Source organism: Streptomyces sp. NBC_00012, assembly GCF_045040875.1.
Taxonomy (GTDB): Bacteria; Actinomycetota; Actinomycetes; order Streptomycetales; family Streptomycetaceae; genus Streptomyces.
Genome location: NZ_CP108309.1, coordinates 3,956,511 through 3,981,457, shown reverse-complemented (window position 1 = coordinate 3,981,457; position 24,947 = coordinate 3,956,511). Strand labels below are relative to the sequence as shown.

23 protein-coding genes and 1 riboswitch are annotated in these 24,947 nt (G+C 70.9%); of the genes, 11 read left to right on the top strand and 12 right to left on the bottom strand.

The genetic code is table 11. The annotated features are described in order from the left end of the window. The first annotated feature begins 437 nt into the window (after nucleotides 1–437). Nucleotides 438–2,081: a diguanylate cyclase CdgB gene (gene cdgB / locus OHA19_RS18205; protein ID WP_405715290.1), complete on the top strand. Its 1,644-nt coding sequence runs from the start codon at nucleotides 438–440 to the stop codon at nucleotides 2,079–2,081. 152 nt (nucleotides 2,082–2,233) lie between these two features. Then, nucleotides 2,234–3,187, top strand: a complete 954-nt coding sequence (locus OHA19_RS18200) for a carbohydrate-binding protein (protein WP_405715292.1) — start codon at nucleotides 2,234–2,236, stop codon at nucleotides 3,185–3,187. Nucleotides 3,188–3,260: 73 nt separating this feature from the next. On the opposite strand, the gene OHA19_RS18195 is transcribed toward OHA19_RS18200, so the two are convergent. The 5 genes from OHA19_RS18195 to OHA19_RS18175 form a co-directional block, all read right to left on the bottom strand. Further along, nucleotides 3,261–4,112, bottom strand: a complete 852-nt coding sequence (locus OHA19_RS18195; RefSeq protein WP_405715294.1) for a ketose-bisphosphate aldolase — start codon at nucleotides 4,110–4,112, stop codon at nucleotides 3,261–3,263. A 62-nt stretch (nucleotides 4,113–4,174) separates the two neighbouring features. Beyond that, nucleotides 4,175–5,179 carry a 1-phosphofructokinase family hexose kinase gene (locus OHA19_RS18190; protein ID WP_405715296.1) on the bottom strand — a complete coding sequence of 335 codons (1,005 nt, stop codon included), beginning with the start codon at nucleotides 5,177–5,179 and terminating at the stop codon, nucleotides 4,175–4,177. Nucleotides 5,180–5,350: 171 nt separating this feature from the next. Continuing rightward, on the bottom strand, nucleotides 5,351–6,505 hold the full coding sequence (nagA, locus tag OHA19_RS18185) for an N-acetylglucosamine-6-phosphate deacetylase (protein WP_405715298.1): 1,155 nt from the start codon (nucleotides 6,503–6,505) through the stop codon (nucleotides 5,351–5,353). Next, nucleotides 6,505–7,437 (bottom strand): ROK family protein, encoded by a 933-nt coding sequence (locus tag OHA19_RS18180; protein ID WP_405715300.1) that lies wholly within the window; start codon nucleotides 7,435–7,437, stop codon nucleotides 6,505–6,507. The genes nagA and OHA19_RS18180 overlap by 1 nt, the downstream gene beginning before the upstream one ends. Before the next feature lie 119 nt (nucleotides 7,438–7,556). After that, entirely contained in the window at nucleotides 7,557–8,465 is a 909-nt protein-coding gene (locus OHA19_RS18175) for an SIS domain-containing protein (protein ID WP_405715302.1), read from the bottom strand. A gap of 344 nt (nucleotides 8,466–8,809) precedes the next feature. Here OHA19_RS18175 and OHA19_RS18170 point away from each other — a divergent pair, with 344 nt between their 5' ends. Then, nucleotides 8,810–10,030 carry an extracellular solute-binding protein gene (locus OHA19_RS18170; protein ID WP_405721722.1) on the top strand — a complete coding sequence of 407 codons (1,221 nt, stop codon included), beginning with the start codon at nucleotides 8,810–8,812 and terminating at the stop codon, nucleotides 10,028–10,030. A gap of 39 nt (nucleotides 10,031–10,069) precedes the next feature. Further along, nucleotides 10,070–10,327: a DUF3263 domain-containing protein gene (locus OHA19_RS18165; RefSeq protein WP_405715304.1), complete on the top strand. Its 258-nt coding sequence runs from the start codon at nucleotides 10,070–10,072 to the stop codon at nucleotides 10,325–10,327. 37 nt (nucleotides 10,328–10,364) lie between these two features. On the opposite strand, the gene OHA19_RS18160 is transcribed toward OHA19_RS18165, so the two are convergent. After that, a complete protein-coding gene (locus tag OHA19_RS18160; protein ID WP_405715306.1) occupies nucleotides 10,365–11,174 on the bottom strand; it encodes a hypothetical protein in 810 nt (269 codons plus the stop codon). Between the two features lie 9 nt (nucleotides 11,175–11,183). After that, on the bottom strand, nucleotides 11,184–11,669 hold the full coding sequence (locus tag OHA19_RS18155; RefSeq protein ID WP_405715308.1) for a hypothetical protein: 486 nt from the start codon (nucleotides 11,667–11,669) through the stop codon (nucleotides 11,184–11,186). Nucleotides 11,670–11,856: 187 nt separating this feature from the next. Between OHA19_RS18155 and otsB the strand changes: the two genes are divergently transcribed. Further along, nucleotides 11,857–12,762: a trehalose-phosphatase gene (otsB, locus tag OHA19_RS18150; RefSeq protein ID WP_405715310.1), complete on the top strand. Its 906-nt coding sequence runs from the start codon at nucleotides 11,857–11,859 to the stop codon at nucleotides 12,760–12,762. Between the two features lie 63 nt (nucleotides 12,763–12,825). Here otsB and OHA19_RS18145 read toward each other — a convergent pair whose 3' ends face one another. Then, nucleotides 12,826–14,253, bottom strand: coding sequence for a trehalose-6-phosphate synthase (locus OHA19_RS18145; RefSeq protein ID WP_405715312.1), 1,428 nt, complete (start codon nucleotides 14,251–14,253; stop codon nucleotides 12,826–12,828). A gap of 67 nt (nucleotides 14,254–14,320) precedes the next feature. Continuing rightward, nucleotides 14,321–15,277, bottom strand: coding sequence for a glucosyl-3-phosphoglycerate synthase (locus OHA19_RS18140; RefSeq protein ID WP_405753268.1), 957 nt, complete (start codon nucleotides 15,275–15,277; stop codon nucleotides 14,321–14,323). Nucleotides 15,278–15,429: 152 nt separating this feature from the next. After that, a riboswitch (SAM riboswitch) is annotated at nucleotides 15,430–15,556 on the top strand. A 17-nt stretch (nucleotides 15,557–15,573) separates the two neighbouring features. Between OHA19_RS18140 and thrC the strand changes: the two genes are divergently transcribed. The 4 genes from thrC (at nucleotide 15,574) to groL (ending at nucleotide 19,823) form a co-directional block, all read left to right on the top strand. After that, complete coding sequence (gene thrC, locus OHA19_RS18135; RefSeq protein ID WP_405750759.1) at nucleotides 15,574–16,884, top strand: threonine synthase; 1,311 nt, start codon at nucleotides 15,574–15,576, stop codon at nucleotides 16,882–16,884. A 30-nt stretch (nucleotides 16,885–16,914) separates the two neighbouring features. After that, a complete protein-coding gene (locus tag OHA19_RS18130) occupies nucleotides 16,915–17,193 on the top strand; it encodes a MoaD/ThiS family protein (RefSeq protein WP_093895830.1) in 279 nt (92 codons plus the stop codon). 421 nt (nucleotides 17,194–17,614) lie between these two features. Further along, nucleotides 17,615–17,821, top strand: coding sequence for a cold-shock protein (locus OHA19_RS18125; RefSeq protein WP_003967346.1), 207 nt, complete (start codon nucleotides 17,615–17,617; stop codon nucleotides 17,819–17,821). Nucleotides 17,822–18,200: 379 nt separating this feature from the next. Then, nucleotides 18,201–19,823 (top strand): chaperonin GroEL, encoded by a 1,623-nt coding sequence (groL, locus tag OHA19_RS18120; protein WP_124717206.1) that lies wholly within the window; start codon nucleotides 18,201–18,203, stop codon nucleotides 19,821–19,823. A 125-nt stretch (nucleotides 19,824–19,948) separates the two neighbouring features. Here the strand turns inward: groL and OHA19_RS18115 are convergent, their stop codons facing one another. The 3 genes from OHA19_RS18115 to OHA19_RS18105 all read right to left on the bottom strand — a co-directional run bounded on the left by OHA19_RS18115 (nucleotide 19,949) and on the right by OHA19_RS18105 (nucleotide 23,036). After that, complete coding sequence (locus tag OHA19_RS18115) at nucleotides 19,949–20,461, bottom strand: hypothetical protein (RefSeq protein ID WP_405715316.1); 513 nt, start codon at nucleotides 20,459–20,461, stop codon at nucleotides 19,949–19,951. A gap of 289 nt (nucleotides 20,462–20,750) precedes the next feature. Next, a complete protein-coding gene (locus OHA19_RS18110) occupies nucleotides 20,751–21,992 on the bottom strand; it encodes a hypothetical protein (RefSeq protein ID WP_405715318.1) in 1,242 nt (413 codons plus the stop codon). A gap of 150 nt (nucleotides 21,993–22,142) precedes the next feature. Next, entirely contained in the window at nucleotides 22,143–23,036 is an 894-nt protein-coding gene (locus tag OHA19_RS18105; protein WP_405715320.1) for a hypothetical protein, read from the bottom strand. Between the two features lie 434 nt (nucleotides 23,037–23,470). Here OHA19_RS18105 and OHA19_RS18100 point away from each other — a divergent pair, with 434 nt between their 5' ends. Together OHA19_RS18100 and OHA19_RS18095 are read left to right on the top strand one after the other, a co-directional pair. Then, nucleotides 23,471–23,935 carry an RICIN domain-containing protein gene (locus tag OHA19_RS18100; RefSeq protein WP_405715322.1) on the top strand — a complete coding sequence of 155 codons (465 nt, stop codon included), beginning with the start codon at nucleotides 23,471–23,473 and terminating at the stop codon, nucleotides 23,933–23,935. A 283-nt stretch (nucleotides 23,936–24,218) separates the two neighbouring features. Further along, nucleotides 24,219–24,941, top strand: coding sequence for a GNAT family N-acetyltransferase (locus tag OHA19_RS18095; RefSeq protein ID WP_405715324.1), 723 nt, complete (start codon nucleotides 24,219–24,221; stop codon nucleotides 24,939–24,941). Nucleotides 24,942–24,947: the final 6 nt, after the last annotated feature.

Genomic DNA, 24,947 nt, shown 5'->3' with positions numbered 1-24,947 from the left:
CCTCAGCATGGGGGATGGGCCGGGGGTGCGGGGTGGGGGTCTTCGTCTGCAACACATCCGGCACGCTAATCGCGCGGCGCGCGCCTCCGCATCGGGCCAGGGGACCAGCCGGGTCCTAGGACCCCCTGGTCCGTCCGGATCCGGCGCGGCGGCGTCGCGGAGTACGGGGGAGGCGGCATCGCCATGCACGGAGGCGGCGTCGGGGCCTGCGGGGGCTGCCCCGCAGCGTACGGATGTGCGTTCAGGAAAAGGACGGGCCGAGTCCACGAGCCACTCGCAACCCTTTACCATCTGTTGTGACTTGAGTCACAGAGAGCAATATTTGTTGACCCTGTGTACCGACTGCACAGCTCACTGTGATTCAGTTGCCGTGACACTGCAGTAAGTACGTCGATATGAAACCTGGAGTGCTGTCGAGGTCTCGGGGAGTGCGAGCAATGGAGGCCGAGTCGGAGCCGTACGTCCGCCTTGCGACGATGCGGCAGCTGCACCAGGCCGTCGCCGATCTCAACACGGCGCGGAGCCTGGCCGACACACTGCAGACCGTGGCCGACGGAATCGTCAACGGTCTCGGCTACGAACTGGCCTGCGTGAACCTGGTCCGCGCCGACGGTGACCTCGTCGTCGCCGCCTTCGCGGGCAACACCGCGGCCGAAGCGCTGATCACCGGCCGGGTCGGCTCGCGCACCTCCTGGGAGCGTCGGTTGACCATGGGGCAGCCCTGGGACGAGCTCCGTTTCATACCGCACACCGACGGCTGGGTCCTCCTCGACGACGACGTACCGCAGTGGCACACCGACGGGCCCGACCCCCGTTTCGAGGACGAGTGGCACCCCCAGGACCGTCTCTACGCCCCGATGTACGCGTCCGGCGGCGACGCCGATCTGCTGGGCGTCATCTCCGTGGACCGCCCGCGCAACGGCCGCCGTCCCGGCGCCTGGGGCCGCGAGGCCCTCCAGATGTACGCGTCGCAGGCGGCCATTGCGATCAGCAACGCCCGGCTGAGGGCAAACATGCAGCGGGCGCTGGTCCGGCTCGAACGGGAGCAGCAGGCGCTGCGGGCCAGCGAGGAGTCCTTCCGCCAGGCCTTCGAGTACGCCCCCAGCGGCATGGCCATCGCCGAGATGGGCGGCGACCAGCACGGCCGGCTGCTGCGCACCAACGACGCGCTGTGCCGACTCCTCGGCCGTCCCGCGTCCGTCCTGCGCCGCTACTCCTTCGCCGACCTCGTCCACCCCGAGGACATCGGCACGCTGCTGCGCACCTCCGCCGAGGGCGGTCGCGCCGAGCTGCGGCTCGGGCGGCGGGACGGCACCTACCTCTGGGTCTCGCTGCGCAACTCCGTCGTCGCCGACACTGCGGACGGCCCGCGCTTCCTGCTCACCCATGTCGAGGACATAGAGGAGCGCAAGCGCCACGAGCTGCATCTGGCGCACCGCGCCTCGCACGACGCGCTCACCGGCCTGCCCAACAGCGCCGAGCTGCGCTCCCGGCTGGGCGCTCGCCTCTGCGAGCGCCCCGACGCGGCGGCCACCACCCCGGTGGAGGCGCTGGACGCGGCTTACGGCGACATCGACGATCCGGACGCGCGGACGCACGGCTATGAGGTGGACTCGGCGCCCGGTGGCCCGTACGACCACCATGTGCACGCCGTCGCACCCGACACCGAGCATGACGACGGGGCGAAGGGGCTCGCGGTCCTCTTCTGCGACCTCGACGGCTTCAAGTCGATCAACGACCGCTTCGGCCACCACACTGGCGACGCCGTGCTGATCGAGGTCGCCCGCCGGCTCACCACCTGTGTCCGCGACGGCGACACCGTGGCCCGGCTCGGAGGTGACGAATTCGTCGTCCTGGCCGACGGGCTCGGCAACGCGGACGCCGCGGACCTGGCCGTACGCCTACGTAACGCCATCATCCCGCCCATCCGGGTCGACGGCCGGGCGGTGCGCGTGGGGGCGAGCTTCGGCATCGGCTGGGCCGCCTGCGGCATGACCGCCGAAGAGGTGCTGCGCTCCGCCGACCAGCGGATGTACGTGGAGAAGCGGTCGCGGTCGAAGGTTCACCGCAGGGCCGGCTGACGTTCACGGTGGCGCGGTCCGCGTGCTCCGACGCGCTTCCCCTGCCACCGACGGCAATTCTCGGTGCCGTTCGTTCGGGGTAGGCTCGGCCGGTCGGCCACGGCTGGCGATATCCGGCGACGGCTGGCGACATGGTGAGGAGTGACCCAGGGATGACGGCCGGCAACAACGGCGCAAACAAGCCCGAGGACGACGATCCGTTCGGCTACCTGTACGAGGACGGACAGGCAGCGGGCGCCCAGCCGCCGCGGCAGGGCGGCTACGGCTATCCGGGGCCGGCGGCCCCGCAGCCGGGTGTGCCCCGGACCTCGTACAACCAGGTGCGCACCGTCGGCGAGCGCCAGTACGGCCAGCAGGTGCCGCAGCAGCAGGCGTACCAACAGCCGAACGCCCAGTACGCCGCCCCGGAGACGTACCCCGGTGCCGCCACCGCGCAGGTGCCGCAGCAGGGCGGCCGCGGCCGGTCCGGCGGCTCCTCCGGCGGCGGGCCGAACACCAAGGGCCTGCTGATCGCCGCGGTCGCGGTGGTCCTGGTCGTGCTCATCGGCATCGGTGCCGCGCTGATCACGGGCAACGGCAACAAGGACAAGAAGAAGGACGAGGCCACCTCCTCCGCCGGCCCCGGTGACCAGGTCGAGGAGTCCCCGAAGCCCAAGGAGTCCGCGAGCTCCGAGGCCCCGGTCGAGCTCCCCAAGCAGGACGCGGCGACGCTGAAACTCGGCGGCTCGGCCCAGCTGGACAACGCGACCAAGGGTGCCAAGAGCTCCAACGGCCAGTACATCAACCTCAACGAGGTCGGCCGGTCGGCGACCTGGTCGGTCGAGGTGCCGAAGGCCGGTCCGTACACGCTGTTCGTGACGTACGGAGTGCCGGGCAAGGATGCCAAGACGTCCCTGACGGTCAACGCCGAGGCTCCCCGCAGCATCAGCATGGAGAACTTCGCCGAGGCCCCTGAGGGCGATCTGGAGAAGGGCTGGACGACCACGTTCTCCTGGATGCAGCTCAACAAGGGCCCGAACACGATCACGATCTCGTGCAACGAGGGTGACCAGTGCGACGCCAACCTGGATCAGCTGTCGCTGAAGGCCGGTCACGTGAAGCGCTGACCATCCCTGGACGCACTCCGGCCCCCTCGCCTCCGGGCGAGGGGGCCGGATCGCTTTCCGGGCGCGGAGCGGCTCAGCCCATCAGACTCAGGAACCCCGCCACCGTCCCCGCCATCGCCTCGCGCCCGGGGGCGATGTACTTCCTCGGGTCCACGCCCGTGGTGTTCTCGGCCAGGTACGCCCGTACCGCGCCGGTGAACGCGGTGTTCAGCGCCGTGCCCACATTGATCTTGACCATGCCGGAGGCGGCGACGGCCCGGCGGATCTCCTCGTCCGGCACGCCGCTGGAGCCGTGCAGTACCAGCGGGACCGGGATGGCGTCGCGCAGCCGGCCGATCAGCTCGTGGTCCAGGGCGGCGGTGCGCTCGGTCATGGCGTGCGAGGAGCCGACCGCGACGGCCAGCGCGTCCACCCCGGTGTCGCGGACGTACGCGGCGGCCTCGGCCGGGTCCGTACGGACACCGGGGGCGTGGGCGTCCAGCGGGGCCTCGCCCTCCTTGCCGCCGACCTTGCCGAGCTCGGCCTCGATCCAGATGCCGCGCTCATGACCCCAGGCCACCGCTTCGGCCGTGGCCCGGACGTTCTCCTCGTACGACAGCTTGGACGCGTCGAACATGACGGAGCCGAAGCCCTCGGTGTGCGCCTGGTGGAGCAGCTCCACGGACTCGACGTGGTCGAGGTGGAGGGCGAGCGGGGCACTGGACGCGCGGGCGACGGCGGCGGCCGCGGCGGCGATGGCGCAGAGCCGTCCGCCGTGGAACTTCACGGCGTTCTCGGAGATCTGGAGGATGGCGGGCGCTCCGGCGCGCTCCGCGCCGGCCGCGATGGCCTCCGCGTGCTCCAGCGTGATGACATTGAAGGCGGCGATCCCGCGTCCCTCGGCCTGGGCGGCGGAGACGAGTTCACCGGTGCTGACGAGCGGCATGCTGACCTCTTGGTGCTTCTTTCGGACCGGCGGACGGGCCGGTCCGGGACGGGCGCGGCCTCTCAGGCCGCCGGTGCGTGTTCCTCGATTCCGACGCGCGGCAGCAGTTCCTCGTAGGCCGCGCGGTCGAAGTCACCGGCCGTCGGGGAGAGCACGGTCGCCGTCGACAGTGCCACCGCCCGCCGCAGCCGGTCCGGCCAGCTCAGCCCCTCGACGAGGCCGGACAGCAGCCCGGCCACCGCGGAGTCGCCCGCGCCGGTCGGATTGCCCAGGACCCTGGCGGGCGGCGCTGCCTGCCAGATTCCGTCGGGGGTGACCGCCAGCATGCCGTCCGGGCCCAGCGAGGCGATGACCCCGTGCGCGCCGCGGCGGCGGGCGTCGCGGGTGGCGCGCATCGGTTCGCGGGAGCCGGTGAGCTGGGCGAGCTCGTCGGCGTTCGGCTTGATCAGGTCGGGACGGGCGGCGATGCCGCGGCGCAGCGGTTCGCCGCTGGTGTCCAGCAGCACGGGGACGCCGGCGGCGCGGGCCGCGCGGACCAGTTCGGCGTAGGCGCCGACGTGGATGCCGGGCGGCAGGCTGCCGCAGAGCGCGACGGCGTCGGCCCCGGCGAGGAGCTCCTCGTACCGGCCGAGGAGGGCGGTCCACTCGTCGGCGGTGACGAGCGGGCCGGGTTCGTTGAGCTGGGTGGTGTCTCCAGTCGCCCGGTCGACGACGGCGATGGTGCGGCGGGTGTTCCCGGCGACGGTGACGAGGGCGTCGGTGATCGGTGCGGGGGCGGTCCTGGGGGCGGTGCCCGGCTCGGGGGCCGTTCCCGTGGCGCGGGCCTCCGTGGGCTCCTGCGGCGACAGGCCGGCCAGCAGTTCACGGAGCACCGCTCCGGTGGCGCCCCCGGCGAAGCCGGTGACCACCGTCCGGTGGCCGAGCGCGGAGAGCACCCGGGCCACGTTCAGTCCCTTGCCACCGGGTCGCTCGGACATCTCGCTGACGCGGTGGCTGGCGTGCGGGACGAGTTCCGGGACGCCGTACGTCAGGTCGAGTGCCGTATTCAGTGTGACCGTGAGGATCACCGCGGCCGCTCCCTCGATCCCTGCTCCGAAGCGCGAGACCGTCGGACGGAATGCGCTTTCTCCAGCTGTTTTCCAGGCGATCATGCCAAAGAGGTGGCGGTCGGCCCAGAGCTGTGGACCAACCGCCGTCTCTTCGTTACTTATTCGACCCGTCGTCAATAATGGGACGGATCAGCCGATTTGAGGCTTCTTGATCCATTCGCCCTTGCGCATGACGCCCTTGAGCGCGAAGTCCGCGTCCAGGACCACCAGGTCCGCGTCCTTGCCCGGTTCCAGCGAGCCGACCCGGTCGTACACACCGAGCAGCCGGGCCGGATTGGCCGAGATGGACTGCACCACGTCGCCGACCGGGATCCGGTCGATGGTCACGGCCCGGTGGAACGCGGTGTCCAGGGTGAGCGTGGAGCCCGCGATCGAGTTGCCCTCGACCAGCCGCGCCACACCGTCCTTGACCTCGACCGCGAGCGGGCCGAGCTGGTAGAGGCCGTCGCCGAAGCCGGCCGCGTCCATGGCGTCGGTGATCAGCGCGACGCGGTGGGCGCCCGCGTGGTGGTAGGCCAGCTCCAGGGCCGCGGGGTGCAGATGCGTGCCGTCGTCGATCAGCTCTACGGTGATCCGCTCGTCCTCCAGCAGCGCCGCGATCGGACCGGGATCGCGGTGGGCGAGCGGCGGCATCGCGTTGAAGAGGTGCGTGGCGACGGTGGCGCCCGCGTCGATCGCCTCGACGGTCTGCTCGTACGTGGCGTCGGTGTGACCGATCGCGGCGATGACGCCGTGCTCGGCGAGCAGCCGCACCGACTCGATGCCGCCCGGCAGTTCGGTGGCGAGCGTGAACATCTTCGCGGTGCCGCGGGCCGCGTCCATCAGCTTGCGGACCTCGGCCGGGTCCGGGTGGCGCAGCAGGTCCTCGCTGTGCGCGCCCTTGCGGCACGGCGAGATGAACGGGCCCTCGAAGTGGATGCCGGCCAGGTCGCCCTGCTCCACCAGCTCGGACAGGACGCCGGCCCGGTGGGCGAGGAAGTCCATCTCGCCGGTGACCGTGGAGGCGACCAGCGTGGTGGTGCCGTGCTCGCGGTGGGTCCGGATGCCGGTGAGGACCTCGTCCACGGTGCCGGAGGTGAAGGACGCGCCGCCACCGCCGTGGTTGTGCATGTCGACGAAGCCGGGGACCACCCAGTGGCCGCTCAGGTCGAGTGTCCGGGTGTTCTCGGGCGCGCTGCCCGCGATCCGGGTGCCTTCGATGATCACCCGGCCGTTCTCGACGGTCCCGGTGGGAAGCACCACCCGGGCACCTGCGAGAACTGTGCTGTCTGCGCGTCCGGCCATCAGGCGGATACCTCCGTGGAGAGAAGATCCCAGGCGAGCAGCCCTGCGCCCAGGCATCCGGCGGTGTCCCCGAGGGCCGCCGGGACGATGTGGGGCAGCTTCTGGAACGTGACGCGTTCCTCGACGGCCGCACGGAGTGGTGTGAACAAGGTTTCCCCGGCCTCGGCGAGACCGCCACCGATGATCAGTGTGCGCGGGTCGAGCAGCGTCAGCGCCGTGACCAGCCCGGCGGCGAGCGCGTCCACCGCGTTCCGCCAGACCTCCACCGCCGCCGGGTCGCCGGACTCGACGGCCTTCGCGCAGTCCGCCGCGTCCGCCTCGGGGTCGCCGGACACGGCGGCCCAGGCACGGCTGACGGCGGAGGCGGACGCCAGGGTCTCCAGGCAGCCGCGCTGTCCGCAGCCGCAGTCCGGCCCGTCCGGGCGGACCACGATGTGGCCGATCTCGCCCGCGTACCCGTGCGCGCCCGCCTCGATCGTGCCCGCGATGCCGATGGCCCCGGCGATGCCGGTGCCCAGCGGTACGAAGAGGAAGCGGTCGGCGCCCTTGCCCGCGCCGATCCGGCCCTCGGCGAGCCCACCGGTGCGTACGTCGTGGCCCAGCGCGACGGGCACACCGCCGAGCCGCTCGCCGAGCAGCCGCCGCATGGGCACGTCGCGCCAGCCCAGGTTCGCGGCGTAGACCGCTATCCCGTTCTCGGTGTCGATGATGCCGGGCACGGCGACACCGGCCGCGACGGCGCTCTCGCCGAGGTGCTCCTCGCCGTACGCCCGCAGATCGGCGGCGAAGGCGAGGATCGACTCCACGACGGCTTCGGCGCCGCGTTCTCTGCCGGTGGCCCGCCGCGCCTCGTACAGCAGGGTGCCGTCGGCCCCGACCAGTGCGGCCTTCATTCCGGTGCCGCCCACATCGAGGGCGATGACGTGTTTCACGGGAAACAGTTTCGCCCGAGGAACCAAAAAGGTCTAGTCCACTATCCCGGTTTGTTGCGGATCCATACAAAATCGTGGCCACGACTTCGCGGCACGGAACCGGGGCCGCCCCGCGGGTCTCAGGGGGAAAGGATCACGCTGCGCGAGAGGTTGCGCGGACGGTCCGGGTCGTACCCCTTCGACTCCGCCAGCTCGACCGCGAGGCGCTGCACCCGGATCAGATCCGCCATCGGGTCCGTCGTGGCACGGGCGACCAGCGTGCCGCCCACCCGGGCCACATCACCGGCCAGCCCCTCGGGCAACCCGCCGAACACCCATGCCACCCGGTGCGGCCCGGTGATCGAGATCGGGCCGTGGCGGTACTCCATCGCCGGGTACGACTCCGTCCAGGCGCCCGCCGCCTCGCGCATCTTCAGCCCGGCCTCCTGCGCCAGCCCGTACGTCCAGCCGCGCCCCAGGAACGTCCACTGCTCGGCCGCGACCACCGCCTCGTCCAGCGGCTCCGTCACCGCCAGCTCCGCGTCCACCGCGGCGGCGGCGACCGTCTTCACCCTGTCCGGAAGCGGGCCCGAGGCCTCCAGACCGGCCCGCAGGAAGGCCAGCGCGGTGGTGGCGAACCGGGTCTGGACGACCGATTCCTCGTCCGCCCAGTCCAGTACGGCCACCGCGTCGGCGGCGTCCATGACCGGCGTCCTCGGGTCGGCGGTCAGCGCGACGGTGGCCACCCTGCCGCGCAGCTCGCCCAGCAGCTCCAGCACCTCGGTCGTCGTGCCGGAACGGGTGATCGCCACCACCCGGTCGTACCGGCGCCCGGCCGGGAACTCCGAGGAGGGGTACGCGTCCGTCTCGCCCTGCCCGGCCGCCTCGCGCAGCGCCGCGTACGCGATGGCCATGAACCAGGAGGTGCCGCAGCCGGTGACCGCGACCCGCTCACCGGGCCGCGGCAGCCCGTCGAACGCCGCCCCCGCCTCGGCGGCGCGCCGCCAGCAGCCGGGCTGGGTGGCAATTTCCGATGCGGTACGCGACATGCTGGACGGCTCCTTGCGGCGTGGGACGTAACGGTGCGGGCGGTACGGCACAGCGGTGGGGCGGGGTCCGGACCCCGAGGGATCCCGAGCCGAAGCCTACTCAGCGGTAGGGCCGCGGCGGGGTCATGGTCCCAGGCCCGGTACGACCGGGTGCGGTCCCGGTTACGTTGCGAAAGCGAGACCCGCTGTGGTGTAGACCATCGGCAATGGCCTGGGGGAGGATCGCACCTCGTCCGGAGAGTCCCACGACGGCGTGGCCGGCGCGGACGATGCCATAGACGAGGACGGACTGGGCTGTGCAGCTGCGCCACCGGGTACTGATCGCGGCAGTGACCGCACTGGGCATGACAGCGACGTTGTCGGGTTGCGGCAACACCGGCGGCGGCTCGGGGGACATCACCCTCAAGCTCGTCGCGGCCGACTACGGCAACGGCCCGGCCAACAGCTCCGAGAAGTACTGGAACAGGCTGGTCGAGGGCTTCGAGGCCGCCCACCCCGGCATCAAGGTCGACGTCAGCGTCTACTCGTGGAAGAAGGTCGACCGAGAGGTGGCCGCGATGGTGAAGAAGGGGCAGGCCCCCGACATCGCCCAGATCGGCGCGTACGCCGACTACGCCGAGGCCGGCAAGCTCTACCGGGCCGACCAGATGCTCTCCATCCGCACCCAGGCCAACTTCCTGCCGTCCCTCGCCGAGGCGGGCAGCGTGGACCGCACCCAGTACGGACTGCCGTTCGTCGCCAGCACCCGGCTGCTCTTCTACAACAAGAAGTTCTTCGCGCAGGCGGGCCTCGCCGCCCCGAAGACCTGGGACGACATACGCGACGACGCGACGGTGCTCAAGCAGCGCGGGGTGTCCTACCCGTACGCGTTGCCGCTCGGTCCGGAGGAGCCGCAGGCCGAGACCGCGATGTGGCTGCTCAGCGGGGGCGGCGGCTTCATGGACGACGGCGGCTCGTACGAGATCGACTCGGCCGAGAACGTCCGGACGTTCGACTGGCTGAAGTCGAACCTGGTCGACAAGGGCCTCGTCGGCCCCGTCGCCCCCGGGAAGCTCGACCGCCGGCAGGCGTTCGACGCGTTCACCGACGGCAAGGTCGGCATGCTGAACGGCCATCCCACCCTGATGCAGGAGGCCGAGCGGAAGGGCGTTTCCGTCGGCATGGTGCCGCTGCCCGGCATCGACGGCCCCAGCGATGCCTCGCTGGGCGTGGCCGACTGGATCATGGGCTTCAAGCAGAACGGCCACCGGGTGCCGCTGGGCAAGTTCTTCGACTACATGTTCACCGACAAGAACGTCATCGACTTCGCCGACGAGTACGACCTGCTGCCGGTCACCGACAGCGCCTCCGCGGCCATGGAGACCGACACCAGGTTCAAGCCGCTGTGGAAGTTCCTGGCCGCGCTGCCGAACTCGCAGTTCTACCCGTTCGGCAAGACGTCCTGGGCCCGGTCCAGCGAGTCGATCAAGGAGAACATCGGCAAGGCGGTCGAGCCGGGCGGTAGCCCCGGGAGCGTGCTGGGGCGGATCGCGCGCGACGCGGCGGCGGCGGAGCGCACGGAGTAGCGGGTGGCGGCCTTCCGGACGGGCGATATGTTGGCTGATATGACCGCCCCCACTCATGGCCCCGACGACACGGACGGCCTCTCCGACCGGGACCGTGCCGTGCTCGCCGTGGAACGGCAGTCGTGGCCCGGTCCCGGGGCGAAGGAGCGGGCGATCCGCGAACAGCTGGGCATCTCGCCCACGCGCTACTACCAGCTCCTGAACGCCCTGCTCGACGACCGTCGCGCCCTGGCGGAGGACCCGGTGACGGTGAACCGCCTGCGCCGGGTGAGGGACGCGAGACGCGAACGCCGCTGAGGCCGGAGTACGGGGCGGGGCCGGAAGCGGCGGCCGCTCAGCAGGAGACGGTGATCAGGACGGGCTCCGCGGTGCCGGTGGCACGGAGCGCCTCGACGAAGACCTCCGTGGTCCAGGCCGCCGCGTCCAGGGACCACATGGGCACCCGGCAGCGGAAGGCCAGGGCCCGGCGCATCCCTTCGGTCTGCACCTTCCCGGTCGGCGACCGGGACAGACCCGGAAGGTTCACGGCGGTGTCCACCGGCTCGACGGCCATCCGCCCGTAGGCGCACGCCAGCGCCTCTTCGCGGACGCGCCCGCCCCGGCCCGGCAGCCCCGCCTCGCGGCCCGACACGGTCACGGTGATGTTCCTGGCCGCGCCCGGATCGGCCAGCTCGTACCAATGCGCGGCGTACAGCAGAGCCGCGGCGGGATCCGGCGCCAGATGCACCGGTGCCACGGTGTGCACTCCGGTGACCCGGACGTCGCCCACCTGCCGCAGCACATCGCCGAGGACCGTCGCCACCGGCAGCACGGGCAGTCGCTGCCGGTTCAGGCCGGAGGGCACGTCCACCTGGAGCCAGCCGACCTCCCGGACGCGCCCGTCCTGCGTCCAGTCCTCCCCCGCGTCGTTGTGCCCCCACCGGCTTCCGCCGAGCTCCATGCCGGCGCCCAGCAGGGTGCTGCTCCACCCGTAGGCCTCGGCCCGGTTCACCGCCAGGCCGAAGACGTCGACGTCTTCGGCCTCCGAGGCGTCCTCGGGCGGGCCGGACGCCGAAGCGCCCTCGGGCGGTGTGAGCCAGGGGTGCCGGGTGAGGACTCCGTGCACGCCCATGAGCAGGGTCGCATCCTGCACCGCATCACCCATTGCCTCTCCCTACACACCCGCGCCGCAGTTGAAGGTCATCGTGGCAGTGACGGCCTTCTCCGGGGAGTCGGCCTCGCCGATGACGTCCACGTCGATCAGGCTCCGCCACTGCGTCTTCTTCCGGCCCTCGCACGTCTTACGGGCGTTGGCCCGATGGGTGCTGCTCGCCTTCCCCTTGGTCGGTTTCACCTTCTTCGACCCGCTGGCCACGGACCTCCACTTGCCGTGCTGGTCCTTCGCCTGGAGCCAGATGGTGACCTTGGCCTTCTCGCCGGGCCTTCCCCCCTTCACCCGCACCCACCAGCCGTGTCCGGACGCCGTCGCCGGGGGCGTACTGGAGACGTGGACATGGTCGCCGTTGGTGTAGAAGAGACCGGCGTCTGCCGCGTGCCGGGCTTTCGGACCGGCCGGTCGGGCCTGAGCCGGGGCGGGGGAGAGGGAAGCACCCGCGAGGAGAGCCGCCAGTACGGTGGAAAGGACAAGAGACCTGCGCATCAGAGCCGCTCCCGGTCGAGGTGGGGGAACTGGTCGCATTGATCGCTGTCCGCACCCCGTGGGCACCACACGCCAGGCCGGGACCGTTCATGCGTTCCCTACCTCATGCTCGCGTGGCGGCCGGCTGCTCCTCGCCCGTCTCGCCGCGGGCGAGCCGGCTCCGGGGCGCCCGCTATAGGCTCGCCCCATGGGCAGCAACCCGGAAGCACCCGCACCCGAACCCGCACCCACACCCACCTCCGCGCCGGCACCCGCACCCGCGCTCCCGGCCCCCACCACGCCACCCGGCCGCGAGGCCCTCGCCGCGATCCTCGCGCGCCCCGACCGCGCCGTGATCGCGCTCGATTTCGACGGCACCCTCGCCGACATCGTCCCGGACCCGGAACAGGCCCGCGCCCACCCCGGCGCCGTCGACGCCCTCGTCGCGCTCGCCCCGAAAGTGGCCTCCATCGCCGTGATCACCGGCCGCCCGGCCGGCGTCGCGGTCCGGCACGGCGGCTTCGCCGGAGTCCCGGGCCTCGACCACCTGGTCGTCCTCGGCCACTACGGCGCCGAACGCTGGGACGCCGTGTCCGGCACCGTCCACGCCCCCGCCCCGCACCCCGGCATCGCCTCGGTCCGTGCCGAACTGCCCGGCGTGCTCGACCGGTCCGGCTCCTGGCACGGCACCTGGATCGAGGAGAAGGGCCGGGCGATCGCCGTCCACACCCGCCGGGCCGCCGACCCGCAGGCCGCGTTCGAGGCGCTCGGCGGCCCGCTCGGCGAGCTCGCCGCCCGGCACGGACTGATCGTCGAGCCGGGCCGGCTGGTCCTGGAACTGCGCCCGCCGGGCATGGACAAGGGCGTGGCGCTCGCCCAGTACGTACGGGAGACGGACGCCGAGTCCGTGCTGTACGCGGGCGACGACCTCGGCGACCTGGCCGCGTACACCGCGGTGGAGAAGCTCCGCACCGAGGGCCCCGACGGCATCCCCGGCCTGCTGGTGTGCAGCGGCAGCGCGGAGGTGCCCGAGCTGGCCGAGCGGGCCGATCTGCTGCTGGCCGGACCGGGCGACGTCGTCGCCTTCCTGGCGGCGCTGGCCGGGCGGATCTGACCGCCCGGCGGCGCAGGCCGGGCGGATCCGACCGGCCCGGCGGGACCTGACAGCCCCGGCGGCTCAGTCCCGCCGCAGCGCGTCCAACTGGTCCAGGAACCACTGCTGCGGCGGCAGCACGACGGCCGCCGCGGCCAGGCGTTCCGTGCGCGCGGCCCGTTCGTCGTCCGCCATCGTCAGGGCCTCGTGCAGCGCCGCCGCCGTCGCGGAGACGTCGTACGGATTCACTACCACCGCGTCGCTGCCCAGCTCCTCGTACGCCCCGGCCTCCCGCGACAGCACCAGCGCGCAGCCGTGGTCGGAGACGACCGGGATCTCCTTGGCGACCAGGTTCATGCCGTCGCGGATCGGGTTGACGAGCGCCACGTCGGCCAGCCGGTACGCGGCGAGCGAGCGGGCGAAGTCGTCCTTGACGTGCAGCACCACCGGCGTCCAGCCCGCCGTGCCGTACGCGGCGTTGATCTCGTCGGCGACCCGCCGCACCTCGGCCGTGTAGTCGCGGTACACCGCGAGGTCCTGCCGGGAGGGGTAGGCGAAGGCGACATGGACGACGCGCTCGCGCCACTCGGGCCGCTCGTCCAGGAGTGCGCGGTACGCGAGCAGGCCGCGCACGATGTTCTTGGACAGTTCCGTTCGGTCCACCCGTACGATCGTCCTCCGGCCGGGGCCGGTCTGCTCGCGCAGCGCCGCCATCCGCTCGTCCACATCCGCCTCGTGGGCCCGGCGGCGCAGGAAGTCCGCGTCCGCGCCGAGCCCGTGCACCCCGATCCTGGTGTGCCCGGTGCCGCCCAGGATCTGGGTGCAGCAGCCGATGAACGCGTCCGCCCAGCGCCGGGTCAGGAACGCCGCCCGGTCCGCGCCCAGGATGCCGTGCAACAACTGCTCGGCGATGTCGTCGGGGAGCAGCCGGAAGTAGTCGACGGGTGCCCACGGGGTGTGCGAGAAGTGGCCGATCCGCAGGTCGGGGCGGAGCTCGCGGAGCATGCCCGGCACCAGCGCCAGGTGGTAGTCCTGCACCAGCACCGCCGCACCCTGCCCCGCCTCCTCGGCGAGCGCCACGGCGAAGGCCCGGTTGTAGGTCTCGAACGACGCCCACTGCCGCCGGAACTCCGCGTCGAAGACCGGCTCCAGCGGCGTCTGGTACAGCATGTGGTGGACGAACCAGAGCACCGAGTTCGCGATGCCGTTGTACGCGTCGGCGTGCACCCGCGCGTCGATGTCGAGCATCCGTACGCCCTGCTCGGCGACCCCGCGCCGGACCGCCTCCCGGTCCCCGTCACCGAGCGCGGCGCACACCCAGAGCTTGTCGTCCACGGCGCTCAGCCCGGAGACGAGCCCGCCGCCGCCCCGTCTCGCGTCGAGCGATCCGTCCTCGCCCAGGGTGTACGAGACCGGGCCGCGGTTGGACGCGACGAGGACCTGGGCATCGGACCGGACGCCGGGCCGCGCACCGGACCGGGCAGCGGGCTGGGCATCGTGCTCGGAGACCATGTTGCGGAATCTAGCCCGATCACGAACCGCCCAAACGTGCGAAGTCAGACTGCTAAGTCGGACCCCGTCAGGCCGCGCGGCGCGAAACGTACTCCTCGATCTCGCACATCGGCGGCCGCTCCTCGGTGTCCACGGCATGGGTGCGCGGCACGAAGCCGTTCTCGCCGCGTTCGAACTGGGTGAGCGCCGGGCGTATCAGGTGGCCGCGGGAGAGCCGCAGCTGCGCGGTCCGGTAGATCGCCGCCGCCATCCGGCCGAGCGCCTGCCCGTCCTGGTGCCGGTGCTTGCGCACCCCCACGTCGACCTGGGCCAGCGCGTCCAGCCCCACCGTGTGCAGCGCGTCGACCAGCAGGCCCAGTTCCACGCCGTAGCCGACGGGGAAGGGCAGCTGTTCGAGCAGCGAGCGGCGTACGGCGTATTCACCGCCCAGCGGCTGCACGAAACCGGCCAGTTGCGGCCAGTGCAGATTGAGCAGCGGACGGGCCACCAGCTCGGTCACGCGACCGCCCTGACCCGCTGTGTCACCGAACGGGCGGTCGTACATGGCCTTCACGAACTGCACGTCAGGGTCGGTCAGCAGCGGGCCGACGATGCCGGAGACGAAGTCCGCCGAGAAGTCCTTCAGGTCGGCGTCGACGAAGCAGACGATGTCGCCACCGGTCACCAGGAGCGACCGCCACAGCACCTCGCCCTTGCCGGGCACGGCCGGTATCCGGGGGAGTATCGCGTCGCGGTGCACCACCCGGGCGCCGGCCTCCCGGGCCACCTCCGCGGTGGCGTCGGTGGAACCGGAATCGATCACCACGAGCTCGTCGACCAGCCGGACCTTCTCCATCAGCTCGCGCCGGATCGTCGTGACGATCTCGCCGACCGTCGCCTCCTCGTTCAGCGCCGGCAGCACGACGCTGACGCTTCCGCGGCCGGTCTCCCCGGCCCTGGCCCTGGCGGCCAGCAGGCGGTCCAGCGGGCGGTCGGCGGCCGACCAGGAACGCCTGGGCAGCCAGCACTCGACCTCTTCCAGCACGGTCGATACTCCCTGTATGTGATCCATCTCGCGGTTCGGACGACTATCTCAAGAGTCCGGTGCTTCGGTTACAGTCTTGAACAACGCGGACGACCATCGCATGCCGGGGCCGTCCGCCGATAAATGCCCGGATCGAAGATCCGGTGCCACAGCGCTCATCCAGAGGGACTGAGGGAACGGCCCGTTGAAGTCCCGGCAACCCCCCCACCGACCGAGAGGTCCGGTGAGGAAGGTGCCAATTCCGTCTCGTGGCGAAACGCGCCGCGAGGAAGATGAGGAGAAAGGGCCTCGCCATCATGGCTGCGCAGACCGTTGCAGTAAGCACCAGTTCTTCCGTCGACGCCGAAGCCGTCGACCTCGGTCCCGCTTCGGGCCTTTCCTGCCGCGAGTGCGGCGAGCGTTTCGAACTCGGTCCCATTTTCGCCTGCGCGTCCTGTTTCGGGCCGCTCGAAGTCGCGTACGACCTGCCGAGCGGCTCCCCCGAAGAGCTGAAGAAGCGCATCGAGGCCGGTCCGGCCAACATCTGGCGCTACGCGCCGCTGCTGCCGGTCCCCGCCGATGTCGCCGAGAAGCCGAACCTGAACCCCGGTTGGACCAAGCTCGTCCAGGCCGACAACCTCGCCCGTGAGCTCGGCGTCGAGCAGGGCAGGCTCTTCGTCAAGGACGACTCCGGCAACCCCACGCACTCCTTCAAGGACCGCGTCGTCGCCCAGGCCATCGAGGCCGCCCGCGCCTTCGGCTTCACCACCCTCTCCTGCTCCTCCACCGGCAATCTCGCCGGTGCCGTCGGCGCCGCCGCCGCCCGGGCCGGCTTCCGCTCCTGCGTGTTCATCCCGCACGACCTGGAGCAGGGCAAGGTCGTCATGGCCGCGGTGTACGGCGGTGAGCTGGTCGGCATCGAGGGCAACTACGACGACGTCAACCGCTTCTGCTCCGAGCTCATCGGCGACCCGCTCGGCGAGGGCTGGGGCTTCGTCAACGTCAACCTGCGTCCTTACTACGGCGAGGGCTCCAAGACCCTGGCGTACGAGATCTGCGAGCAGCTCGGCTGGCAGCTCCCGGACCAGCTGGTCATCCCGATCGCGTCCGGCTCGCAGTTCACCAAGATCGACAAGGGTCTCCAGGAGCTGATCAAGCTCGGCCTGGTCGAGGACAAGCCGTACAAGCTCTTCGGCGCCCAGGCCGAGGGCTGCTCGCCGGTCTCGGTCGCGTACAAGGGCGGCCACGACGTCGTCCGGCCGCAGAAGCCGAACACGATCGCCAAGTCCCTCGCCATCGGCAACCCGGCCGACGGCCCGTACGTCCTGGACATCGCCCGCCGCACCGGCGGCGCCGTGGAGGACGTGAACGACGAGCAGGTCGTCGACGCGATCAAGCTGCTGGCGCGCACCGAGGGCATCTTCGCGGAGACGGCGGGCGGTGTGACGGTCGGCGTGACGAAGAAGCTCATCGAGGCCGGGCTGATCGACCCGTCGCTGACCACCGTCGTACTCAATACGGGTGACGGCCTCAAGACCCTTGACGCGGTGGCCGAAACCTCTCAGGCGACCGCGACGATCCGTCCCAGCCTGGACGCGTTCCGCGCCGCCGGCCTCGCCACCAGCTGACCACCCGAGACTTCAGGAAGGGCACCCACCATGAGCGTCAAGGTCCGTATCCCCACCATCCTCCGTACCTACACGGGCGGCCAGGCCGAGGTCCCGGCCGAGGGCTCGACCCTCTCCCAGGTCATCGAGTCCCTGGAGCAGAACCACCCGGGCATCGCCGCCCGCGTCCTGGACGACCAGGGCAAGCTGCGCCGCTTCGTGAACGTGTACGTCAACGACGACGACGTGCGCTTCGAGGGCGGCCTGGAGGCGGCCACGCCGGACGGCGCCGGCATCTCGATCATCCCGGCCGTGGCCGGCGGCTGCTGACGCCCCGTCCGATCCCTTCGCGTAATCGAATTGCCCCCTCCGCTTCATTCGCGGAGGGGGCAATTCTGCATGGTTGAGCGCGGTAGAGTGTGGGAAGTCCCCCCAGCTGCCCGCGCCGCCCGCATATGAGAATGCGCCCGGACGCGACAAGATGCAGCCAAAGTGTGCGTGGTGCTTGCGGCATAAGTCGCCTTTGCCTGGCCCGACTTGCCCAGGAATCTCATGAATTCCGCATATTCGGGCGTTCGGCGCGGCCGAGAATTCTCGTCCGATTGACCTGTTGCAGAGGGCAGTTGGGCAGATACATTCAGCCGCGGTCGACGCGTTCCGGCGCACACACCCTCTCCTGTCGGAGGGTGAGTTCTGACCCGGGTCCGCGAAGTGCGGTCCTGCGCAAGGGCCAGTAATAGGGGAGTTAGGCATGGCTCAGGGCACCGTCAAGTGGTTCAACGCGGAGAAGGGGTACGGCTTCATCGCGGTCGACGGTGGTGCGGATGTTTTCGTCCACTACAGCGCGATCCAGATGGACGGGTACCGCACCCTCGAAGAGGGTCAGCGAGTTGAATTCGAGATCTCGCAGGGCCAGAAGGGGCCGCAGGCAGACATGGTCAAGCTCGCCGTCGGCTGAGTTCGGCGCGGTCGGCCAACGACACCACTCGCGCGCTGAGGGCCCGTACCCCGGAGGTACGGGCCCTCAGTGCGTCCTGGCATGCCGCCGGGCGTTGTCCGCGTCGCCCGGCATGCCGCCGGGCGTTGTCCACAGCCCTCCGCGACCCTCGTCCACAGCCCTCCGCGGTTGTCCACATCCGGAGGGGGACGCTTGCACTCCCGGGGGTCGAGTGCTAATCATTGGCGTTAGCACTCTCCAGGTGAGAGTGACAGAACTTGGACCGGGCCGGTGAGGCCCGCAGGTCGGTGGGGCAAGGAACCACCGGTCACGCAGGCCGTCCGTCGCGGGCGCCACTCGGTCCGGAGAAATCCACCCCTGTCCGGGAGGACCACTTCACATGGCCAAGATCATCGCGTTCGACGAGGAGGCCCGGCGCGGTCTCGAGCGCGGCATGAACCAGCTCGCCGACGCCGTCAAGGTCACCCTTGGCCCCAAGGGTCGCAACGTCGTCCTTGAGAAGAAGTGGGGCGCCCCCACGATCACCAACGATGGTGTTTCCATCGCCAAGGAGATCGAGCTGGAGGACCCGTACGAGAAGATCGGTGCGGAGCTGGTCAAGGAGGTCGCCAAGAAGACGGACGACGTCGCCGGCGACGGTACGACCACCGCCACCGTTCTCGCCCAGGCTCTCGTCCGCGAGGGCCTGCGCAACGTCGCCGCGGGTGCCAACCCGATGGCCCTCAAGCGGGGTATCGAGAAGGCCGTCGAGGCCGTCTCCGCCGCCCTCCTGGAGCAGGCCAAGGACGTGGAGACCAAGGAGCAGATCGCTTCGACGGCCTCCATCTCCGCCGCCGACACCCAGATCGGCGAGCTCATCGCCGAGGCCATGGACAAGGTCGGCAAGGAAGGCGTCATCACCGTCGAGGAGTCCCAGACCTTCGGTCTGGAGCTGGAGCTCACCGAGGGTATGCGCTTCGACAAGGGCTACATCTCGGCGTACTTCGCCACCGACATGGAGCGCATGGAGTCGTCCCTGGACGACCCGTACATCCTGATCGTCAACTCGAAGATCAGCAACGTGAAGGACCTCCTTCCGCTGCTGGAGAAGGTCATGCAGTCCGGCAAGCCGCTGCTGATCATCGCCGAGGACGTCGAGGGCGAGGCCCTGTCGACCCTGGTCGTCAACAAGATCCGTGGCACCTTCAAGTCCGTCGCCGTCAAGGCCCCGGGCTTCGGTGACCGCCGCAAGGCCATGCTCGGCGACATCGCCATCCTCACCGGTGGCACCGTCATCTCCGAGGAGGTCGGCCTCAAGCTGGAGAACGCCGGTCTCGACCTGCTCGGCCGTGCCCGCAAGGTCGTCATCACCAAGGACGAGACGACCATCGTCGACGGCGCCGGTGACAGCGACCAGGTCCAGGGCCGGGTCAACCAGATCCGCGCCGAGATCGAGAACTCCGACTCGGACTACGACCGCGAGAAGCTCCAGGAGCGCCTCGCGAAGCTGGCCGGCGGCGTGGCCGTCATCAAGGCCGGTGCCGCGACCGAGGTCGAGCTCAAGGAGCGCAAGCACCGCATCGAGGACGCGGTGCGCAACGCCAAGGCCGCCGTCGAGGAGGGCATCGTCGCCGGTGGTGGCGTGGCTCTGCTCCAGGCCTCGGCCGTCTTCGAGAAGCTGGAGCTCTCGGGTGACGAGGCGACCGGCGCCAACGCCGTCAAGCTGGCGCTGGAGGCCCCGCTCAAGCAGATCGCCGTCAACGGTGGTCTCGAGGGCGGCGTCGTCGTCGAGAAGGTGCGCAACCTGGCCGTCGGCCACGGTCTGAACGCCGCGACCGGCGAGTACGTCGACATGATCGCCGAGGGCATCCTCGACCCGGCGAAGGTCACGCGCTCCGCCCTGCAGAACGCCGCGTCCATCGCCGCGCTCTTCCTCACCACCGAGGCCGTCATCGCCGACAAGCCGGAGAAGGCCGCCGCGGCCGCTCCGGGCGGCATGCCGGGCGGTGACATGGACTTCTGATCCTGACGGATCGGTAGTTCCTGTACAGCTTTACGGTGTCGGCCCCCTGGACCAGCTGGTCCAGGGGGCCGACGCTTTCGGTGCCGATGCTCGGGGCCGCCGCCCACCGTTTTGGGGCTGCCGCCTTACTGGGCGAACACCATCTCCGGGAAGCGTTCCGAGGGCCCGTCCAGCAGATGGTCGTCGTGCCCGCGCAGCCACCGGCCGAAGAACGACGCGACGTACTCCCGGTTCGCGGCCAGGGCGCGGTGCGGCGGCACCGTCCCGACCGCCCTGGCGAGCCCTCCCTCCGGCACCGCGCCCTGTCGGGCCAGCCGGGGCAGCAGCACTGCGGCGTCCGTGTACGAGGCGTGCCGCGACCCGGTCAGCGTCACATCGGCCTTCCAGCCGCGGGTGTTCGCCCAGAACGCGGCCCAGGACGGCTGCTGCCGGTAGTCGCCCGAGCTCTCGCTCCCGCTCCCCATCAGCAGCAACGGCCGGTCGAGCCCGTCCAGGGCCACGCCGCTCAGGTGGGTGCCGTCCGGCTCCCGCCCACCGACGTAGTCCATCTCGCCGTCCATGTTGATGCCTGCCAGGAAGCGCCGGTCGTCGTGCATCGTCTGTGCGGCGGTGAACCCGCCCGCGGACTGGCCGAACACGCCGACCCGGCGCAGATCGAGCGCACCGCCGTGGTCAGGAGCGCCGAGGCCGCCAGCCCGGCGACGAGGACCTGACGGCGGTCGAGGCTGCGGCGGCTGCGGTCGCGACTCGGATCGTGCGGGGCAACGGTCATCACGTCGGGCTCCCTGGAGGTCTGCGATGGACGCACCCACGATGCCCGCCGGAGCATCGTGAGCGCGTGATACCGCAGTGCCCATTCCGTCATGGCGTCCTGGCTCCCCGGTATGAGACGGGGTGTCGCGTCGGACGCCGCGCCGCCGCCCCGCCTTACGGCAGGCGGTCGAGCAGCCAGGTGCAGAGTTCCTCCGTCACGAGGGTGTGCCCCTCGTTCCGGGAAGCGAGCTTGAACTCGTCCAGCCCGCCGGTGCCCTCCGGGAGCGAGGAGATGTCCTTGTACAGCTCGTCGTCCGTGTCCGGGTCGGCGACATCGACCGCGCTGACGGACGGTACGAAGCAGTGCGACCGGATACGTACATCGGTCTTGAAGCCGAGGAACGGGTTCAGGGCATTGAAGGCGTCCGCGAGGATGCCGAAGCCCTCCAATGAGCCGCCGGGCGCGCCGTCGATCGACGGGAGCCCCTTCGTACGGACCTCGTTGGTCTTCAGTGTCAGCACCCGCAGCTTCGCGACGAGCTCGTCGAGCCCAGGTGCCTGGGTGTAGAGCTTGGTCCCCGCAACCGTCAGGCCCTTGCCCTCCAGGGCCAGTTCGCCCGCCCGCACATCGGTGCCGGTCCCGTCGGCCGTCCCGTTGGCGACACCGATCAGCCGGGGCCCGCGCGGCCATTCGCCGACCGCCTGCATCTCCGCCAGGAACGCGCCGCGCTCGTCGCTCTGGTCAGGAGTGCTGTCCCACTTCTCGATGTGCCGCCACAGCAGCTGGCGGGCGGCCGGGCTGTTGATCTGGTCGGAGAAGCGGCTGTCGAGGTCCTTGATGTAGTGCGCGAACGCCTGGAGCGCGATCGGGATCCAGGCGCCCCGGTGCGGGCTGTCGTACGAGAAGTACAGCGAGGTCTGGTGGTCGATGCCCTGGCTCTCCATCTTGGCCAGCGCGTGCCGGGTGACGAGCCCGCCCATGCTGAACCCGCCGACCGCCAGCGGTGTGTCGCCCAGCCGCTCCGCGATGGCCCGCGCGATCGCGGCCTGCGCGGTATGGGAGTTGTCCAGAATCGACGCACTGCGCTCGTGATAGCCGAGCAGGACGACATCGTGGCCACGGCGGCGCAGCTCGCTGATGAGCGCGTAGTCACCGAACTCCATGATCTGCCAGGAGAATTCCAGCTCGCTCGGCCCCGTGCTGAAGCCGTCGGAGAAGATCACCGGCCGGACGAGACCGGGGTTCCCCTCGCCGTTGTAGACCCAGGCGGTACCGCCCGGCAGCTCCCACACATCGCTGGGCGGCAACGGAAGGGAGCTGGGCCTCTCGGCGTCCAGGCGGGGGCCGGGGGCCAGTGCGATGGGGGGCCGGTCGTGGAGCCCGGAGACGATCTGCTCATGGGTGGGTTCGGACATGGTTCGTTCCCCTTTGGGCCGGTTGATTACGATCCGCGCCAAGAGGAGCACGGAACGTAGCCATCGGCCGGCGAAGGCGATTCAAACCACTCCCAGGTGGGAGCCGCTTTCGGACACCTGGCGTGGGCCCGGCCCCACAGGGCAATGTGTCTAGCGACTACCCGGCCTGACGGATCGTCGCGCGAGCCCGGCCCGTACGTCGTTCATCCGGTTTCGTACGCCGTCCGCCGGTACGGCCCCGCTGGGCCCGGCGGGTGCGGCGGCCGGTTCGCCCCGGCAGGGCCTGCACCGACCGCCGATCAGGGCCTCCGCGCTGCCCGGTGAGCGGCACTCGCTGCATTCGAGGGTGCGCAACACCGTTCGCTGTTGCGGCGGAGCGACTCGTTCGGGCGGCATCTTGTCGGCGAGCCGCCTGCGGACCAGGGCCGCCGCGTGGTGGACGGGCGAGGGCAGCCCGTCGGTGAGGGCGTGCAGCAGCTCCGCCTCGGTGGCCCCGCGCTCGAACCACTCGCCGACCTGTGGCTCCAGTGCCGCGCAGTCGGCCGCCGACAGCGTGAGTGCGGTCGCGGTACGGCCCAGCGCGGCGAGCAGCGCGAACGCGCGGGACCGGGTGGGGCGTCGGGGCTGTTCGACCGGTACGTCACCCCGGGCGAACGCCGCCCACCACTTGTCGTCCCGCGCGGTCCGGGAGAAGAACGTACGGGTCACCCAGAGCAGAACCTCGTCGTTGGCGACGCACTCGCTGCCGCGCCGCAGATGCCCGGCGTCCTGGAGCCGGTTGAGGGCGGTACGCAGCGCGCACTGCCCGTACGGGAGGTGCTTGGCCAGCGTCTTCACGGAGATGTCGGAGCCCTCGGGCAGCCGGTCGAGATATGCGGCGATGGACGCCTCGCGAGCCGGAAGGTGAGCGAAATCCCGTTCGGCGCGAGGAAGTTGGTCGGGCGCGGACCGCTTGCCGTACCCCGGATTGGCCATCGGGTGCGGGGGTGCTGGCAGGGGTGCGTGCGGCGCGCACGGGGCGGCACTAAGCTGGCCGACAGCCATCAGATCGCTCCTTGTGTAAGCGGTCGAAGTGGTCAGGCCCCTGTTTGGTGTTCCACCACCGGCAGGGGCCGTTCTGCGTCACGGAGCGTCGCTCCGCATTCGGCACGCTAGAGCGTCACCACTGTCGGTGGCAAGTCGGTCACAAGAAGTCAACTCGCCGCTCGGGGTGGGTGGGTGGGAAGTGGCCCACCTCCCATTCCGCTGAAAGAGCGCTCGGACTTCGCGGCTTGAGCCCCGGGCGGAACGCCCCTGGTGAGAGGGGGCGCGCACCCCGATCCGAATGCGCCGAGCGCGCTCCAAATGCGCCTCCGCTGACGGGGTGGACCGACGGGGGCGCGACGCGGGATACGGGAGAGGGGTGGCGGGCCCCTGTGATCTTGGGTGCCGGGCCGATCGGGCCCGAGCATCCCCCCTCAGCTCGTACAAGGAGTCCCGTGCGTATCCGATCCATCCTGTCGCTGGCCGCGTCCGCCGTCGCGGTCCTGGCACTCGCCACCCCTTCCCAGGCCGCCGACGACGGCGCCTACTTCATCCGTGACGCGCGCAGCGGTCAGTGTCTCGCGGGCGGCGAAGGCATGCTCGGGGGCCATGTCGAGCCGTGCAACCTCGGCACCGTGTGGGAGATCCGCAACCAGGGCAACGGCCTGGCCCGGATTGTCGAGGCGCGCGGCGAAGGCCGCTGCCTCGCGCTCTCGCCGGTCCGGATCTACCCGCCGGTGGTGTGGGTGGACCAGTGCGGCAACCGGCCCGACGAGTGGTCGATCCAGGGCCCGGACGACGGTGCGCCGGTTGCCATCGCTCTCGGCCGGGGCGAGTTCGGCTACCTGACCACGGAGGACCGCCGCGTGGTCCTCCTCCCTGAGGGCAGGCCCCAGTGGGTCCTGGAGCGGCTCGCCTAGTCCGCCTCGCATCCCGTGACCGGGCCCGGGCCTTGAGCCCCGGGCCCGGTCACGCTTCTGTGGGGGCGCGGTGTTCCGGGACGGGGAAGACAATCCGTTGTTGCTGTTCTCGGCGTTGGGCGTGGTGGTGGTCGCGGCGGTCGGGGCGTTGCGTCGGTGGGGCGGCGGGTGAACCCCGAGCTGATCCGGTGGGGATGTTCCGGTCGGCTTGGGGTCTTCGGTGCCGGTCCGACCGCATTGAATCCGAGTGCGTGCGAGCCCGCGGCCCTGGAAGGATCGGTTCATGTCCAACGATTCGTTGCTCGTCAGGGCCCAAGGCCTGTGGCAGGAGCTGGCGTCGGCGCCGGTGTCGTTCGGGGCGGCGGGCGAGGCCGGTGTCGTAGCCTCTCCTGATTCGAGGATCTGCCCACCCGGGTGGGTGGGCATCGTGCTCCTGGGCGGAGCGGTCGTCGTGACTGCTCCGAGCGAGAAGTCCGCTGCCCGGATCCGTCAGGCCGTGGCTGAACTGCCTGTCGACAGGCTGACGGACCCGGAAGCGGTGGGGAAGGTTCTCCCGATCGGTGAGGTTCTCGGGCCCGCCGCACTCGCCTATGCAGAGGCCGGTGGCTTCCGGCCAGTGGCACTCGCAGAGCCACGCGTGGAGGTACTGCCCGCCGACCATGCGGGAGTGAGGGCCCTTGAGCAGGTGGCGGGGGCGGAGGACGCCGGAGAGGCATCCCTCGCCGAGATCACCTCACCCGCGTTCGTTCTGCGGGCCGACGATGAGGTTGTCGCTGCTTCCGGATATCGCGTATGGCCGAACTCGACGGCTCACGTGAGCGTGCTGACCTCGCCCGCCTGGCGCGGGAAGGGCTTTGCCCGCGCGACCGGATCCGCCTCGGTCCGGCACGCGCTCGCACAGGACCTGCTGCCGCAATGGCGGGCCCGCGTCCCCGCGTCGAGGAAGGTGGCGGTCGCGCTGGGGTTCAGCGAGCTCGGTTCCCAGCTCAGCATTCGGTTGGCCTGATCGGGA

Coding starts and splice junctions, on each gene's coding strand:
- OHA19_RS18105 (WP_405715320.1), bottom strand. CDS start 23,036: ATGGCTGTCGGCCAGCTTAGTGCCGCCCCGTGCGCGCCGCACGCACCC.
- OHA19_RS18200 (WP_405715292.1), top strand. CDS start 2,234: ATGACGGCCGGCAACAACGGCGCAAACAAGCCCGAGGACGACGATCCG.
- thrC (WP_405750759.1), top strand. CDS start 15,574: ATGGCTGCGCAGACCGTTGCAGTAAGCACCAGTTCTTCCGTCGACGCC.
- OHA19_RS18170 (WP_405721722.1), top strand. CDS start 8,810: ATGACAGCGACGTTGTCGGGTTGCGGCAACACCGGCGGCGGCTCGGGG.
- OHA19_RS18165 (WP_405715304.1), top strand. CDS start 10,070: ATGACCGCCCCCACTCATGGCCCCGACGACACGGACGGCCTCTCCGAC.
- OHA19_RS18095 (WP_405715324.1), top strand. CDS start 24,219: ATGTCCAACGATTCGTTGCTCGTCAGGGCCCAAGGCCTGTGGCAGGAG.
- OHA19_RS18175 (WP_405715302.1), bottom strand. CDS start 8,465: ATGTCGCGTACCGCATCGGAAATTGCCACCCAGCCCGGCTGCTGGCGG.
- OHA19_RS18155 (WP_405715308.1), bottom strand. CDS start 11,669: ATGCGCAGGTCTCTTGTCCTTTCCACCGTACTGGCGGCTCTCCTCGCG.
- OHA19_RS18195 (WP_405715294.1), bottom strand. CDS start 4,112: ATGCCGCTCGTCAGCACCGGTGAACTCGTCTCCGCCGCCCAGGCCGAG.
- OHA19_RS18125 (WP_003967346.1), top strand. CDS start 17,615: ATGGCTCAGGGCACCGTCAAGTGGTTCAACGCGGAGAAGGGGTACGGC.
- cdgB (WP_405715290.1), top strand. CDS start 438: ATGGAGGCCGAGTCGGAGCCGTACGTCCGCCTTGCGACGATGCGGCAG.
- otsB (WP_405715310.1), top strand. CDS start 11,857: ATGGGCAGCAACCCGGAAGCACCCGCACCCGAACCCGCACCCACACCC.
- OHA19_RS18110 (WP_405715318.1), bottom strand. CDS start 21,992: ATGTCCGAACCCACCCATGAGCAGATCGTCTCCGGGCTCCACGACCGG.
- groL (WP_124717206.1), top strand. CDS start 18,201: ATGGCCAAGATCATCGCGTTCGACGAGGAGGCCCGGCGCGGTCTCGAG.
- OHA19_RS18130 (WP_093895830.1), top strand. CDS start 16,915: ATGAGCGTCAAGGTCCGTATCCCCACCATCCTCCGTACCTACACGGGC.
- OHA19_RS18160 (WP_405715306.1), bottom strand. CDS start 11,174: ATGGGTGATGCGGTGCAGGATGCGACCCTGCTCATGGGCGTGCACGGA.
- OHA19_RS18145 (WP_405715312.1), bottom strand. CDS start 14,253: ATGGTCTCCGAGCACGATGCCCAGCCCGCTGCCCGGTCCGGTGCGCGG.
- nagA (WP_405715298.1), bottom strand. CDS start 6,505: ATGGCCGGACGCGCAGACAGCACAGTTCTCGCAGGTGCCCGGGTGGTG.